Genomic DNA, 14,751 nt, shown 5'->3' on the forward strand with positions numbered 1-14,751 from the left:
CGACCAAATGAACGAAGAACACGAAATCCGTGAACAGAAACGCATGGGCTTGGCGATGCAGGCCCTCGCGTGGGTCGTGCTGCTGGGGCTGGGTGTGCTCTATTTCAGTGATGTGCTGGACAGACAGTTGAACCCCAACCGGCAGCTGGAGACCCTCTACACCGACGAGGGCGTTCGCGAAGTCACCCTGCAGCGGAACCGGTTCGGCCACTACGTGACCAGCGGAGAAATCAACGGCCAGCCGGTTACCTTCCTGCTGGATACCGGAGCCACGGGCGTGGCCATACCAGAGACGTTGGCGAACCGGCTGGGGCTGCAGCGTGGGCGTGCCTACCGCACGCAAACCGCCAACGGTACGGCGATCAGCTACGCCACAACGCTGGACGAAGTGGCGGTAGCCGACATACGGCTTCCCGATGTACGTGCCGGCATTGTGCCCGGGCTACAAACCGATGAGGTGCTGCTCGGTATGAGCTTCCTGAAACACATCGAGTTTACCCAGCGCGGGGACAGCCTGACACTGCGCCAGTATCTGTAAGCCGTGCTTACGGGTCGCTGTCGGGGGCCAGCAGCAGGAACACCATGAACAACCCGCACACCGTACCGTAGCGCATCGCGCCAGCTATCGGGCCAGCGCCCGCTGCGGTCTGCCAGATCATAAAGTAGCCTTCGCCGACCACGATGAAGATACCAAACCAGACCAGCATTCCCACCGCGCATGCGGCGACTGCGGGCCGCGTGGCCGCGGCAAACAGCTGCGCGTCGGCGGAACGGTTCTTCAGCATCATGAACACCGCCGCACTCGCCAGGCCTGCGACCGCCAGTTCACCCGCCAGTATCAGCGCCAGCGCAAGCCCATGAAGGACGCGCGACATCGCGGGGGGACCATAGAGCGTATAGAACGGCTGCTCACTTCCTGCTGTAACGGCGCCTACAAACCCGATTGCGGCTTCCAGATTGGCAAGGTTGCCGAGCACATGCAAAAGGCCGAGTAGTGCCACAAAGAACGCTGTTGCAATCTTGAGTGATCGAAGCATGTCCAGTCCCCAGGGAAGCCAGTCTCATACATGAAGCGTAGACAGGAATCTCAAAGCTATCCAGCCGAAACCCTCCCGGCGCACAGCGACAGCTAGGTCCTCGCCCGCATACCCTAGGGCTTCACCCCACCGTTCGCTAATGAAGGTTAGGACCTGCGCTGCAGCGCGAGTCGCAGCTGCTTCTCGACTTCGATGATGGCAAAGAACACGGCACCAACCACAATGATCAGCAGACCGTCAAGCAGCGGCACCGACTGCGTCCCAAACACGGACTGCAGCGGCGGCGCATAGGTGATAGCAAACTGGGCGCCCGTTACTGCGATCACGCAGGCCCACACCACTCGGGTGCCGCGGGCTGCAGCCCAGGTCAGTGACGTCCCGTAGATATTGCGGATGAAGAACAGGTGAAAGATCTCCAGCACCACCAGCGTGTTCAGCGCCATCGTCTGCGCCAGTGCCGGCTCATAGCCGCGGCCGGTAGCGTAGGTGAACATGCCGAACACCGCTATCAGAAAGAGTGTGGAAACCAGAACGATGTGCCAGACAAGCTCGCCCTTGAGCAGTGGCTCGTCACGCCGACGGGGCGGGCGGCGCATCGTGCCCGGCTCGCTCGGCTCAAAGGCGAGCGCCATCCCGAGCGTAATCGCCGTGACCAGGTTGACCCAGAGAATCTGCACGGCGGTGATCGGCAGGGCCAGCCCCAAGAACAACGCGACCACAATGGTCATGGCTTCACCCGCATTCGTGGGCAGCGTCCAGCTGATGACCTTCTTGATATTGTCATACACGGTGCGGCCCTCGCGCACCGCCGCGGCAATCGAGGCAAAGTTGTCATCCGCCAACACCAACTCGGCGGCTTCCCGCGCGGCGGCGCTGCCCTTCAGACCCATAGCAATTCCCGCATCCGCGCGCTTGAGCGCCGGGGCATCATTGACTCCGTCCCCGGTCATCGCCACCGTCAGCCCGTGCGATTGCAACGCCATGACGAGGCGCAATTTATGCCGGGGCGATGTGCGGGCAAAAATATCCGTCTCACCCACAACGCTGGCCAGCTGGGCGTCGTCGAGCTTCTCGAGTTCTGCACCGGTTAACACCCGCTGCGTATTCTGCAGGCCCACCTGCACAGCAATCGCCCGGGCCGTAGCCGCGTGGTCACCGGTGATCATCTTCACGCGGATCCCCGCCGCATGGCACTCGGCGACCGCCTCGATCGCTTCCGGTCGCGGGGGGTCAATGAGCCCTATCAGCCCGAGCAGCGTCATCTGCCTCTCGACATCGGCGTTATTAAGCACCGTGTGTGCCTGGGGCACGGAGCGCGTGGCAACCGCGATAACACGCTGGCCATCCGCCGCCAGACGCTCCACCATGTCGTGCCAGTAGTCAGCCTGGAGCGGCTCATAGCCGCCAGACGCGGTGCGCTGATGCACGCTCATCGCCAGAACCGCCTCGGGCGCACCCTTCACGAAGATGCAGGCGTGCCCGTCGTGGTCATGGTTCAGCACGGCCATATACCTGTGTGCAGCGTCGAACGGAATGACATCAGTACGCTTCCAGTGTGGAAACGGGTCCGGCCCTTCGCGGCTGATCTTGCCCGCCAGTGCGCGCAAAGCCCCCTCCATCGGGTCGCCTTCGACCTGCCAGCCTGCGGCGCGCTGGTGCAGCACAGCGTCGTTGCAGAGCGCAGCAGCCTGGGCAAACTCCAGCAATACCGCATCGTCCTGGCAGTCTGCGCCATCTTTTCGCTCCACCAGACCTTCGGGCGTGTAGCCGTCGCCCTCTACCACATAGATTGAACCTCGCGCCGCCAGGGTCGAGGCCAGCATTTCATTTCGCGTCAGCGTGCCGGTTTTGTCTGAGCAGATCACCGAGACAGACCCCAGTGTTTCGATAGCCGGCAGGCGGCGCACGATGGCGTTGCGCCTTGCCATCGCCTGCACACCCACCGCCAGGGTAATGGTGAGTACCGCCGGCAACCCCTCTGGAATCGCAGCCACGGACAGCCCTACCACCGCCATGAACAACTCGGCGAAGGGCAGCGCCTCGCGCACGTAGCCGTAGAACAGCAGGCTCCCCGCAACCAGCAGAATGAAAACCGTCAGCCAGCGCGCAAACATATCCATCTGCCGCACCAGCGGGGTCGTCAGGGTCTCTACACGCGCCAGCATGCCGCTGATGCGGCCTATCTGGGTCTGCGCGCCGGTAGCAACGACAACCCCGCGGGCGGCGCCCGCGGCCACCAGCGTGCCACTGAACAGCATTGAACTCTGATCGCCCAGAGCGGCTTCGGTCGGCACAGCTGCGAGACTCTTCTCGACTGGCACCGATTCGCCGGTAAGAATGGCTTCTTCGGCAGACAATCCACGCGCTTCAATAAGCCGGATATCAGCGGGCACGCGGTCTCCGGGCTCCACCAGCACGATGTCACCGGGGACCAGATCCGCGGCGTCGACAGTGACGCGTCGACCCTCGCGCAATACAGACGACCGTGGTGCCAGCATGCCGCGAATGGCCAGCATGGCCTGCTCCGCGCGCCCCTCCTGAATAAAGCCGATCACGCCATTCACCAGCACGACAGCGAGGATGACGCCCGTATCGACCCAATGCCCCAGGGCAGCCGTCACCAGGGCGGAGGCGAGCAGGACGTAGATGAGCAGGTTGTGAAAGTGCGCCAGAAAGCGCAACAGGGGGTGGCGAGGTGGCGGTTCCGGCAAGCGATTGGGGCCGTGCAGCGCTGTGCGACGCTCTACTTCCGCGGCATTGAGCCCCTGGGCAGAGCCCTCGACCGCTGCCAGCGTGTCCTCCGCGGACAGAGAATGCCAGTGATGCCGTGCCTGCGTCATGGCACCCTCCTGTCTAGATCGTGGTCTGCCCGCCATCAATCACCAGCGCTGAGCCGGTGATAAACCTCGCCTCTTCCGAGGCCAGGTAAGCCACAGCGCCGGCGATTTCCTCCGCCTGCGCGAAGTAGGGGGTCAGCGGGAACATCCGGCCATAGAGCGACATATCGGCACCCTCGGGTATCTGGACGTCCTTGACCAGCGGTGTATCCACCGCACCCGGACATACGGCATTGACCCGCACACCGCGGCCCGCGAACTCCGCAGCGAGGGACTTCGACAGCAGCAACACCGCGCCCTTACTGGCGCAGTAGGCACTGTTATAGGGCAGGCCCTGCAGGCCCGCCGCAGAGGAAATATTGACAATGTTGCCGCCGGTTTCCAGCAGGTGCGGCATGGCGGCCTGGCACAGCACAAAAACGGAGCGGGTGTTTACCGTCATCACGCGGTCCCAGTCCGCTGCGCTCACGTCGGCAAAGTTTTTGGTCAGCGCCATACCCGCGATGTTGCACAGCACATCCAGCTTGCCGAGCTCGGCCACGCACGCTGCAATGGCCGCGCGACAGGCCGTCTCGTCGCTGACGTCGAGGGCGAGATTGCGAATAGCCAACCCTTCCCCGGCAAGGCTCGCGGCTTCGCGCGCCAGCTGTTCAGCGTTGATGTCGACAGCGTACACCTGCGCGCCCTCGCGGCCCAGACGCGCCATGGTTGCCAGGCCGATGCCCGAGGCTGCTCCCGTCACAAACGCCACTTTCCCTTGAAAACGTTTCATCCTGTGTACTCACTGTTGGGCCAAGAATTGGGCCAAATCTACCACGGATTGCTCGTGGCCAGCAGGCCAGAGGGCGCCTCAGGCGACGTTGCGCGGGCCATGGTCTGGTCGGCCATCGAGGAAAACGCCATACTCGACACTATGATGCTACTCACCGTCAATGCCGGCAGCTCCTCCCTGCGCCTCGCCGCGTACAGCGTAAGCGGCGGCGAACCGGAAGCGATTGCCAGCGCGCGTTACGAATTGCAGGGTGCATCGGTGGCGGAGCTCCTCCGCAACTTCCTGGCGCAATACCAACCGGGGCACATCACGGCCGTGGTACATCGCATCGTCCACGGGGGGCCGCATTTCTCCGGGCCCAGCCTGATTGACGCAGCGTCGGAGCAGCAGCTCGCGCAGCTCACACCGCTGGCACCCCTGCACACCGGGCGGTCGCTGTCGCTGATTCGCGCCGCCCGGGCGCTGTTCAGCGCCGACACACCGCACATCGCCAGCTTTGACACCGCGTTCTACTCAGGCCTGCCGCCGTTCGCACGCCACTACGCCCTGCCGGCAGAACTGACGACGCGCCTGGGCCTGCGGCGCTACGGCTTCCATGGGCTGGCCCACGAAGCGCTGTGGCAGCGCTGGTCGGCGGTCGCAGCGCGGGGGGCGAGCACGGGGCGTATCCTGACGCTGCAACTGGGTTCAGGCTGCTCCATCACCGCCACCCGCGATGGCAGGCCGGTGGACACCTCCATGGGGTTCACCCCGCTCGAGGGCCTGATGATGGCCACCCGCAGCGGCGACATTGATCCAGGCCTGCTGCTGTACCTGCAACAGCACCACGGCTGGAGCACCGGTGACCTGGACGACCTGCTCAACCGCCAGAGTGGACTGCTGGGTGTATCGGGCCTGAGCGCCGACATGCGCGTGCTGCTGGCGTCCGACAGTGCAGCGGCAAAACTGGCGGTGGGGCTATACTGCTATCGCGTGCGGAAATACGTTGGCGCCTACCTCGCGGTACTCGGTGGCGCAGACAGCATCGTATTCGGCGGCGGTGTAGGCGAAAACGCCCCGGAGGTGCGCGCACGCATCCTCAGCGATATGGACTGGGCAGGCGTGCATATCGATCCGACCGCGAACAGCGCGACAACGGGTCATGAACGCCGCATCAGCAACCTGCAGAGCCCGGTCAGCGTCTGGGTGCTGAAGGCAGACGAGCAGGCGCTGATGGCCAGGCAGGCCGCTACCCTGCTGGCCGCACAAGCAACGCACTGATCGGCGGAAACCGACCCAGCAAACACCCACAGGAGATGCGACTTATGGACAGGCCCGGGAACATATCGCCTCTGGAGGCCGACGAACTGCGCCAGATAGACGCCTACTGGCGCGCCTGCAACTACCTCGCGGCAGGCATGATCTACCTGCGCGATAACCCGCTGCTGCGCGAACCACTGCAGCCTGAGCACATCAAGGAGCGCCTGCTCGGACATTGGGGTAGCAGCCCGGGCTTGAGTTTCCTATACGTGCACCTGAACCGGCTCATCCGCAAGCACGATCTCAACGCCATTTACCTGGCAGGGCCGGGCCACGGCGCACCTGGCGTACTGGCACCGGTGTACCTGGAAGGCACGTACTCGGAGGTCTACCCGCACAAGGGAGAAAACAGCGCCGGCCTGCTGCAGTTCTTCCGCGATTTCTCCTTTCCAGGCGGCATCGGCAGCCATTGCACGCCAGAGACCCCGGGATCGATTCACGAGGGCGGCGAGCTGGGCTACAGCCTCTCGCACGCCTTCGGTGCGGCTTTCGACAACCCCGACCTGCTGGTTGCGGTGATGGTGGGTGACGGCGAGGCCGAAACCGGCCCACTGGCCGCCGCCTGGCACTCCAACAAGTTTCTCAACCCGCGCCGCGATGGCGCGGTGCTCCCCGTGCTGCACCTGAACGGGTACAAGATCAACAACCCCACCGTGCTCGCGCGAATATCGCATGAGGAACTCGATGCGCTGTTCCGGGGGTATGGCTGGTCCCCGCTGTTTGTGGAGGGCGACGACCCCGAGCTGATGCATCAGGCGATGGCGGCGGCACTGCAGCACTGCGTGGCGGAGATACGCCGCATTCAGGCGGACGCGCGCGGCTCGACAACGTCTGCGCCGGAACGCCCACGCTGGCCGATGATTGTGCTGCGCAGCCCGAAAGGGTGGACCGGCCCGAAAACCGTCGATGGCCATGCCATTGAAGGCAGCTGGCGAGCACATCAGGTCCCGCTGGCGAAGGTACGCGAGGATGCCGGGCAACTACAGAGCCTGGAAGACTGGCTGCGCAGCTACCGGCCCGATGAGCTGTTTGACGCCGAGGGTCGGCTGAACAGCGAGCTTAGGGCACTCGCACCGCAGGGGAACCGCCGCATGAGCGCCAACCCGCACGCCAACGGCGGCCTGTTGCGCAAGGCTCTGCAGCTGCCCGACTTCCGCGACTATGCCGTTGCGGTACCGCAGCCCGGCGCGAGTATCGCCGGCAACACGTTTCCACTGGGCGAGCTGCTGCGCGATATCCTGCGCGCCAACCCGACGAACTTCCGCGTGTTCGGGCCCGACGAAACCTCATCCAACAAGCTGCACGCCGTCTACGAGGCCAGCAAGAAGACCTGGATGGCCGACCGGGTGCCGGGAGATGACGATGGCGGCGAGCTGGCCGCAGATGGTCGCGTCATGGAGCTGCTGTCTGAACACACGCTGGAGGGCTGGCTGGAGGGCTACCTGCTGACCGGGCGGCATGGTTTCCTGTCAACCTACGAGGCTTTCGTGCACGTGATCGACTCCATGTTCAACCAGCACGCGAAGTGGCTGGACGGCGCGGAGGATATCGATTGGCGGGCACCCATCTCATCGCTGAACCTGTTGATCACCTCGACCGTCTGGCGCCAGGATCACAACGGTTTCACCCACCAGGACCCCGGCTTCCTCGACCTGGTGGTGAACAAGAGCCCCAGCGTTGTGCGTGTGTACCTGCCACCGGACGTCAACACCCTGCTCAGCGTGGCCGACCACTGCCTGCGCAGCCGCAACGACATCAACGTGATCGTGGCCGACAAACAGCAGCACCTGCAGTATCTGGACATGCCTGCGGCAATTCGCCACTGCACCCAGGGCATTGGCATCTGGGACTGGGCCAGCAACGACCAGGGCGAGGAGCCCGATGTGGTGCTGGCCGGCTGCGGGGATGTGACCACGCAGGAGGCGCTGGCGGCCGTTGAACTGCTGCGGGAACATTTCCCCGCCTTGAAAATCCGTTTTATCAACGTGGTCGACCTGTTCACCCTGACGTCGCCCCAGGAGCACCCCCACGGCCTCTCGGACCGCGACTTCGACAGCCTGTTCACGGTGGACAAGCCGATCATCTTCAATTTCCACGGCTACCCGTGGCTGATCCACCGGCTGGCCTACAAGCGCAGTAATCACGCCCACCTGCATGTGCGCGGCTACAAGGAAAAGGGCAGCATCAACACACCATTGGACCTCGCCATCAAGAATGAAATTGACCGATTCAGCCTGGTGATCGACGTGATCAACCGCGTGCCTGGCCTGCTGGTGGCGGGTGCCCATGTGCGGCAGAAAATGCGCGAGCTACAGCTCGACTGCCAGGCCTACGCCTATGAACACGGTGTCGACAAACCGGAGATCCGCGACTGGCGCTGGGGGGCCAGCGGGTAAACGTGCAAGACTTTTTATGGGCCAACACGACTCACTGGAGTGGGTGCCCGAGTACGCAACAGGGACTTCAAACCATGCATAACATTGATCTGACCGGCAAGGTCGCACTCGTAACCGGCGGCAGTCGCGGCCTCGGCAAGGCCATGTGCCACGGCCTCGCCGACGCCGGCGCCGACATCATCGTCGTCAGCCGGCGACTGGAAAACTGCGAGACTGTCGCGGATGAGCTGCGCGCCAAGGGGCGCAAGGCGCTGGCGCTGTCGGCACACATGGGTCGCACTGAGGACCTCGACAGGGTCATTGAGGCCGCCTACGAAACCTTCGGTCGCGTGGATATTCTGATCAACAACGCCGGCATGAACCCGATGATTGGCGAGCTTTCCGACCTGCAGCCGGATCTGTTCCAGAAGCTGTTCGATGTCAACACCAAGGGACCCTGGTACCTGGCGTCAAGAATGGCTCCGAGAATGGCAGAGCACGGCGGCGGCTCGGTGATCAACGTGATCTCCGTGGGCGGCCTGAAGCCCTCCGCATTACAGGGCTTTTACGCCGCCACGAAGGCGGCCCTGGACGCACTGACCAAAGTGATGGCTGCGGAATGGGCCGGCAAGGGCATACGGGTCAACAGCCTGGCGCCCGGCAGCTACCACTCCGACCTGTTCGACAGTGCAGCGAATATCCCCGGCTATCTGGACGGGGCCATTGCGGCATCATTGCAGAAACGGGTGGCTGAAACCGAGGAAATCATCGGGCCCGTGCTCTACCTCGCCAGCGACCTGTCGAGCTTCACCACCGGGCATACCCTGGTGACTGACGGCGGCTATATGGTGTTGTGAAGGGCAAGGCGGCACTCTGACCGCCCAGCCCGCAACCAGTGCCTCCCTGGCCTCTCAATCAAAGCACCAGTTCAGCCATCTGGCGCAGGAACTCGCGGTCACCATTGACCAGCATGGTGGTTACCGGTGAGCGCTTCCAGTCCTGCAGCCGTTCACGTATGCGGTCCAGCGGGCCGCACAGCGCGATCTCGTCGGCAAAGGTGTCCGGCACCATGTCGATCGCCTTCTCACGCTCACCGGCAAAGAACAGCTCCTGAATCTGGTCCGCCTCATCCGGAAAGCCGAGTCGCGCCATCAGGTCTTTGTGGAAATTGTTGGTCTTGGAGCCCATGCCGCCCACGTAGAAACCGAGCATCGCCTTGACCGGGCGCAGGGCCGCTTGCAGGTCATCGTTGATATTGACCATCACCATGGGGGCAATTTCGAAGCCTGGCTTCGCCGCCACCAGCTGGCTTTCGTAGACCTCATGACGCCAGGGTGAGTAGTACAGCGGCAACCAGCCATCGGCGATTTCCGCCGTCTGCGTCACGTTCTTGGGCCCCTCGGCGCCGATGAAAATCGGCAGGTCGGCACGCAGGGGGTGGGTGATCGACTTCAGCGGCTTGCCCTGCCCCCAGGCGTTGGGGCCGTGATAGGGCAGCGGATAATGCTCACCATCGTTGGACACGGGCTCTTCGCGACGCAGGATCTTGCGGATGATGCTGACGTATTCGCGGGTGCGGGCCAAAGGCTTGCTATACGGCTGGCCGTACCACCCCTCAACCACCTGCGGCCCGGACACACCGAGGCCAAGCATCATGCGTCCACCGGACATGTGATCCAGCGCCAGCGCCGCCATCGCGCAGGACGCCGGCGTACGCGCAGAGAGCTGTGCGATCGCGGTTCCAAGGCGAATACGGGACGTGTGTGCGCCCACCCAGGCCAGCGGCGTGAAGCAGTCATTACCCCAGGACTCCGCCGTCCACACGGAATCAAAACCGAGGCGCTCCGCCTCCTGTGCCATACCGACAAAATCCGGCGGCGGCTGCGCGCCCCAGTACCCCAGTTGCAGACCCAGTTTCAGTGAACTCATTGTGAGACCTCTATCGTCAGAATCATGTTCTCAACGCACTCGGTGAATACCGTTCGCGCATTCTTTTTCAGCAGGTGCCGCATCAGGGAGCGCACCAGCTCGGCGTCCTCCGCGGGCAACTTGTCGACATCGCTCATGCTCACGCGAGACCCTGAACGCTTGCTGGCGATTTCCATTAATATCGCACTCATCACGGTCGTAGAGACCCATTGCACGGTGTCCGCAAGGCGGTTATCCGTCCGCCCGGTTTGCGCCAATATACGGGCCAGGGTGGCGACCTGGGCCAGCCATGCGCTGGCGATATGCTGTTGCCAGCCGATGATGGTGAAAAGCGCGGGATTGGCCAGAAAGTAGTCGCGTGTGGCGAACGCCCAGTGCCGGATCTGTGACTGCCAGGGCTGGTCTGGAATTTCGGGCTTGAAATCACGCAACATACGATCGGCCACGGCCTCCATCAGCTCATCCCGATCACTCGCATAACGGTAGATCGCCATGGGTGTAATACCGAGGGCCTTGGCAATGGCGTTCAGTGAGAGATCCTTCTCGGGCTCACGGGCCATGAGCTCGACGGCCTTGTCGACGATCTCCTCGAGCGAGGTTTTCGGCGGTCGCCCGCGACGTGTCGCCCGCGTGCTCACAGTTTGCTCCACACGGGTGCGCGTCCCTCCTGGAATGCCCGCATGGATTCTTCCATGCATCCGGAGAAGTACCCCAGAACCTGCGTGCGGTTCTCCAGCTCCATAGCGTGGCGCAGGCTGGGGGCGTCCTGATTGGCGCGAATGCCTTTCTTGGTCATCCAAACGCCATACTCACTGTTCTCGAGAATCATCTGCGCCAGACGGGTCGCTTCCGGAATCAGTTCGTCTGCCGATACCACCCGGGATACCAGGCCAAGCTCACGGGCTTCCGGGGCGGGGAAGATTCTCCCGGTCAGCATCAGCTCTGTTGCGGCGGAAACGCCGACAATGCGCGGTAGCAGGTAGCTGGTACCCACATCGCAGGAAGACAGACCCGTCTTGATGAATACCGCGCCGAACTTGCCCGCCTCGGCTGTAATGCGGATATCGCAGGCCAGCGCCAGCGCCATGCCGCCGCCCACGGCCGCGCCGTTGATGGCCGCAATAACAGGCTTGTCGCACTCCTGTATGGCCAATATCAATTCCGCCAGATACTCCTGATACTTGTAGACATAGCCCAGTTGGCCCATGCCCTCGGTACCGGGCACCGAACCGGGCCGGGACCCGCTGGACTTCAGATCCGCTCCCGCGCAAAAACCCTTTCCCCGGCCGGTCAGAATGACCACTCGCGTTTCACGATCATTGTTCAGGCCGCGAAACACCGCCAGCAACTCGCCGATCAGATTCTCATTCAGCGCGTTCAGGCGATCGGGCCTGTTCAGGCTGACTTCGATCACTCCCTCCGCCAGCTGTCGTCTCAGCACTGTTTTCATAGTGTCGTCACTCGTGGTGTCATTGGTCGATCGTAGTTGATCGAGCTCATTACAAACAGGACCGCTCGGGGTTCAGCGCGATAGCCTGGCCCAACTGCTCCAGGGCGACATTAACACCGCCAGACAGCATCTCGTAGTGCCGCGCCCATACCGCATAGCGCCAGAGTGGGTACTCACGGTCGTGCCCCAAACCACCATGCACATGCTGGCAGCCCGCCAGCACCCGATGGCCGGCGTCTGCCGCCCAGATGCGCGCCGTGAGCACATCCAGCTCGGCGTCCTCACCATTGTCCAGCTGTGTTGCCGCCGCGAGGGCAGCAAGGCGCAGGTTCATCAGGTCGATCCAGCAATCCGCCAGGCGCTGGGACACTGCCTGGAAACTGCCGATAAGCACACCGAACTGCTCCCGCTCGCAGGCATGGTTGCGGGCGAGCTGCAGTGCAGCATCCAGTACACCGGTCTGCGCCATGGCAGAGGCCATCGCCCCGCACTGGTCCAGCCAGGCCAGCAATTCGGCGCCACCCAGCCGCTGCGCGGCCACGGCGTCAACCTGCAGCAGTCCCAGCGGCTCCAGAGCGGTGCTTGTCTGAGCCTGCCAGGTGACTTCGTCACTGGAGACTTCCAGCAGGCACAGGCACCAGCCCTGCTCGTCGCGGGCGGGAACAACCAGGTGATGGCAGCCGCGCCCATGGGCAATGCCACCCAGCGACCCGCTGAGCCGACCGTTCACACAGCGCAGCGTATTGCCATCGGTACGTGTGGACGCCGCCATCCAACCGTCAACAGCAAGCAGCGGCGCCAGCGCCGAAGCCCCCCGGCTGCGCTCAACAGCCAAAGCCGCCAGACCGTGAGCCAACAGCGGTATGGGCGCAGCCGTCGCGCCGACCTGCTCCAGAATCAGGCCGAACTCCAGCAGGCCCAGCCCACCGCCACCGGCCTCTTCACTGGCAGCCACCGCAGACAGGCCGGCCTCACGCAGGGTTTGCCAGAGTTCCTGATCGATGCGCTGCTCCCTTTCCTCTATTTCCCGCAAGCGTTCCACGGTGCTGCCGTCGGTCAGAATCTCGCGCGCGAGTTCGCGCACCTGTTGCTGCAGTTCCGTCAATGCAAAATCCATAACCCCTGCTCCTAGCGTTTGGCGCGCGGCAGGCCCAGTCCGAACTGGGCCACAAGATCGCGCTGAATTTCATTAGTGCCGCCAGCGAAGCCATACACTGGTACGGAGCGGTAAATCAGCTCAAGCTGTCCCTGCAGCAGCGCACCGGTGGAGCCGCGTTTGAGGATACCGTCGGGCCCCAGCACCTCGAGCAGGCTGCGGTAGCAGCTCAGAAAAATCTCGTAGCCGGACACTTTGATGGCGGAGGCATCAGCGGTTTCCAGGCTGCCATTGGCGATCGCCCAGGCCTGTTTGCGACAGGCAAGCTGCAGCACACGGAGCTGGCTGTAGACGGAGGCAAGCAGCCGCTGCACCCGGGGCTGCTCCAGCAGGGGCCGGCCATCCGCCGCCAGTGTGGTGCGCGCGTGCTCCAACGTCTGCTGGTAGAGCAGATTGGCTGTGCCGGGGTTCATCAGTGTCAGCCGTTCCCGATTGAGCTGGCTGGTGACCACGCGCCAGCCACCGTTTTCGGCGCCGATGAGGTTCTTGACAGGCACACGCACGTTGTCGTACCAGGTGATATTGGTTTCACCATCACCCACGGTGTAGATGGGGGTGGCGGAAAAGCCTGGGGAATTGGTCGGGACCAGCAGAATGGAAATGCCCTTATGCCGCGGCAATGTTTCCGGATCTCCCGTGCGCACGGCGAGAAACACGTAATCGGCAAAATGTGCGAGCGAGGTATAGACCTTCTGCCCGTTGATCACGTACTCGTCTCCCTCGCGTACTGCAGTCGTGCGCAGCGCCGCCATATCGGTACCCGCCTGGGGTTCGGAGTACCCGATGGCGACCACAGTCTCACCCGCGAGGATGCGCGGCAGCAGGGCGTCACGAATCTCCGGGTCGGCAAATTCTGCGACGGCGGGGCCGATCGACTCCGTGGTCAGGTAGGGAAACGGGAGGCCGGCGCGCGTGACCTCCTCGATAAAAATGTACTGCTCAATCGGGCCATACCCGCGTCCGCCCCACTCTGTTGGCCAGCCCAGACCGATCCAGCCATCGGCGCCCATTTGCTGCATGGCTTTGCGCCAGAGCGGACCACCACCCTCGGTCGCCAGAGGCTGCTGAAGTTCCTCGCGCAGCGCCGGTGTCATCAGCACCTGCATATAGGCCCTGAACGCGTCACGCAGCTCCCGCTGCGCGGGTGAAAAGTCGATGTTCAAGCGTACACTCCCTGCAATCCCATTAAATATATTATATATATTATTTTACAGGACCGGCCGCTGCAAGCCTTTCCACCACATTGGCGCAGGCCCCCGCAGGACGCGGGGGCCAAGACTACAGGTCCGCCTCTTCCCGCAGCCGTATCGGCCCCACGTTGGCCGGGAACTTGCCGACCATACCGGCATAGAAGTCGCGGAAATACTGCATGTCGGCTACCACGTTGCCGGTGGTCGAGAGGCCGGGCCCAAACCCTCCCCGTTTGCGGGAGAAATCCAGAAAGGAAGGCACGATGGGGACGTTGGCTTGGCGAGCGATGTGGTAAAAACCCGATTTCCAGTAGTCGGTGCGGTCTCGCGTGCCCTCCGTCGGCACCACCAGCACCAGCTGGTCTACCTGCTCGAAGGCTGCAACCATGGACGTCACCAGATTACCGGCGCGATGCCTGACGATGGGCATTCCGCCGAGGCCGCGCATGACCCCGCCAAAGGGCCAGACAAAGAGGCTGTGCTTGCCCATCCATCGCACCTTGATGTCGAAGGCGGCGGCGTACAGCAGCATCAACGGAAAGTCCCAATTGGAGGTATGGGGCGCCGCGATCAGGACATAGCGCGCATGTGCCGGAGGAGCACCCTCCAGGCTCCAACCCGCGGCGCGCAGCAGCCAGCGCGCGATTGTCTGCTTCATGTATCTGGCACTCCCAGAGCGGTTGCGGGTTGGGGCCCGGTCAGTTGG

Annotated in this window: 13 protein-coding genes; 4 read left to right on the forward strand and 9 right to left on the reverse strand. The window is 63.3% G+C overall.

Annotated elements, in window-relative coordinates; genetic code table 11:
* The first annotated feature begins 7 nt into the window (after positions 1-7).
* On the forward strand, positions 8-538 hold the full coding sequence (locus R3E49_RS07600; protein WP_371294503.1) for a TIGR02281 family clan AA aspartic protease: 531 nt from the start codon (positions 8-10) through the stop codon (positions 536-538).
* 7 nt (positions 539-545) lie between these two features.
* Here R3E49_RS07600 and R3E49_RS07605 read toward each other — a convergent pair whose 3' ends face one another.
* The 3 genes from R3E49_RS07605 to R3E49_RS07615 all read right to left on the reverse strand — a co-directional run bounded on the left by R3E49_RS07605 (position 546) and on the right by R3E49_RS07615 (position 4,646).
* Positions 546-1,037: a DUF2165 family protein gene (locus R3E49_RS07605; RefSeq protein WP_371294504.1), complete on the reverse strand. Its 492-nt coding sequence runs from the start codon at positions 1,035-1,037 to the stop codon at positions 546-548.
* 146 nt (positions 1,038-1,183) lie between these two features.
* Positions 1,184-3,877: a cation-transporting P-type ATPase gene (locus R3E49_RS07610; protein WP_371294505.1), complete on the reverse strand. Its 2,694-nt coding sequence runs from the start codon at positions 3,875-3,877 to the stop codon at positions 1,184-1,186.
* Between the two features lie 13 nt (positions 3,878-3,890).
* The gene (locus tag R3E49_RS07615; protein WP_371294506.1) at positions 3,891-4,646 is read right to left on the reverse strand and encodes an SDR family NAD(P)-dependent oxidoreductase; all 756 of its coding nucleotides are present in this window, start codon (positions 4,644-4,646) and stop codon (positions 3,891-3,893) included.
* Between the two features lie 54 nt (positions 4,647-4,700).
* Between R3E49_RS07615 and R3E49_RS07620 the strand changes: the two genes are divergently transcribed.
* The 3 genes from R3E49_RS07620 (at position 4,701) to R3E49_RS07630 (ending at position 9,177) form a co-directional block, all read left to right on the forward strand.
* Positions 4,701-5,906, forward strand: a complete 1,206-nt coding sequence (locus R3E49_RS07620; protein ID WP_371294507.1) for an acetate/propionate family kinase — start codon at positions 4,701-4,703, stop codon at positions 5,904-5,906.
* A 44-nt stretch (positions 5,907-5,950) separates the two neighbouring features.
* Positions 5,951-8,341 (forward strand): phosphoketolase, encoded by a 2,391-nt coding sequence (locus tag R3E49_RS07625; RefSeq protein ID WP_371294508.1) that lies wholly within the window; start codon positions 5,951-5,953, stop codon positions 8,339-8,341.
* 74 nt (positions 8,342-8,415) lie between these two features.
* On the forward strand, positions 8,416-9,177 hold the full coding sequence (locus tag R3E49_RS07630) for an SDR family NAD(P)-dependent oxidoreductase (RefSeq protein WP_371294509.1): 762 nt from the start codon (positions 8,416-8,418) through the stop codon (positions 9,175-9,177).
* 58 nt (positions 9,178-9,235) lie between these two features.
* On the opposite strand, the gene R3E49_RS07635 is transcribed toward R3E49_RS07630, so the two are convergent.
* The 6 genes from R3E49_RS07635 to R3E49_RS07660 all read right to left on the reverse strand — a co-directional run bounded on the left by R3E49_RS07635 (position 9,236) and on the right by R3E49_RS07660 (position 14,703).
* The gene (locus R3E49_RS07635) at positions 9,236-10,249 is read right to left on the reverse strand and encodes an LLM class F420-dependent oxidoreductase (protein WP_290742839.1); all 1,014 of its coding nucleotides are present in this window, start codon (positions 10,247-10,249) and stop codon (positions 9,236-9,238) included.
* Positions 10,246-10,887, reverse strand: a complete 642-nt coding sequence (locus tag R3E49_RS07640) for a TetR/AcrR family transcriptional regulator (RefSeq protein WP_371294510.1) — start codon at positions 10,885-10,887, stop codon at positions 10,246-10,248. Before R3E49_RS07640 ends, R3E49_RS07635 begins: the two co-directional genes overlap by 4 nt.
* Positions 10,884-11,699, reverse strand: a complete 816-nt coding sequence (locus R3E49_RS07645) for an enoyl-CoA hydratase/isomerase family protein (protein ID WP_371294511.1) — start codon at positions 11,697-11,699, stop codon at positions 10,884-10,886. Before R3E49_RS07645 ends, R3E49_RS07640 begins: the two co-directional genes overlap by 4 nt.
* Before the next feature lie 49 nt (positions 11,700-11,748).
* Positions 11,749-12,816 carry an acyl-CoA dehydrogenase family protein gene (locus tag R3E49_RS07650; protein ID WP_371294512.1) on the reverse strand — a complete coding sequence of 356 codons (1,068 nt, stop codon included), beginning with the start codon at positions 12,814-12,816 and terminating at the stop codon, positions 11,749-11,751.
* 11 nt (positions 12,817-12,827) lie between these two features.
* Complete coding sequence (locus R3E49_RS07655) at positions 12,828-14,018, reverse strand: acyl-CoA dehydrogenase family protein (RefSeq protein ID WP_371294513.1); 1,191 nt, start codon at positions 14,016-14,018, stop codon at positions 12,828-12,830.
* Between the two features lie 115 nt (positions 14,019-14,133).
* Positions 14,134-14,703 carry a lysophospholipid acyltransferase family protein gene (locus tag R3E49_RS07660; protein WP_371294514.1) on the reverse strand — a complete coding sequence of 190 codons (570 nt, stop codon included), beginning with the start codon at positions 14,701-14,703 and terminating at the stop codon, positions 14,134-14,136.
* Between the last annotated feature and the right edge of the window lie 48 nt (positions 14,704-14,751).

Origin of the sequence: Haliea sp. (assembly GCF_041395985.1) — a bacterium.
Classification (GTDB): Bacteria; Pseudomonadota; Gammaproteobacteria; order Pseudomonadales; family Halieaceae; genus Haliea.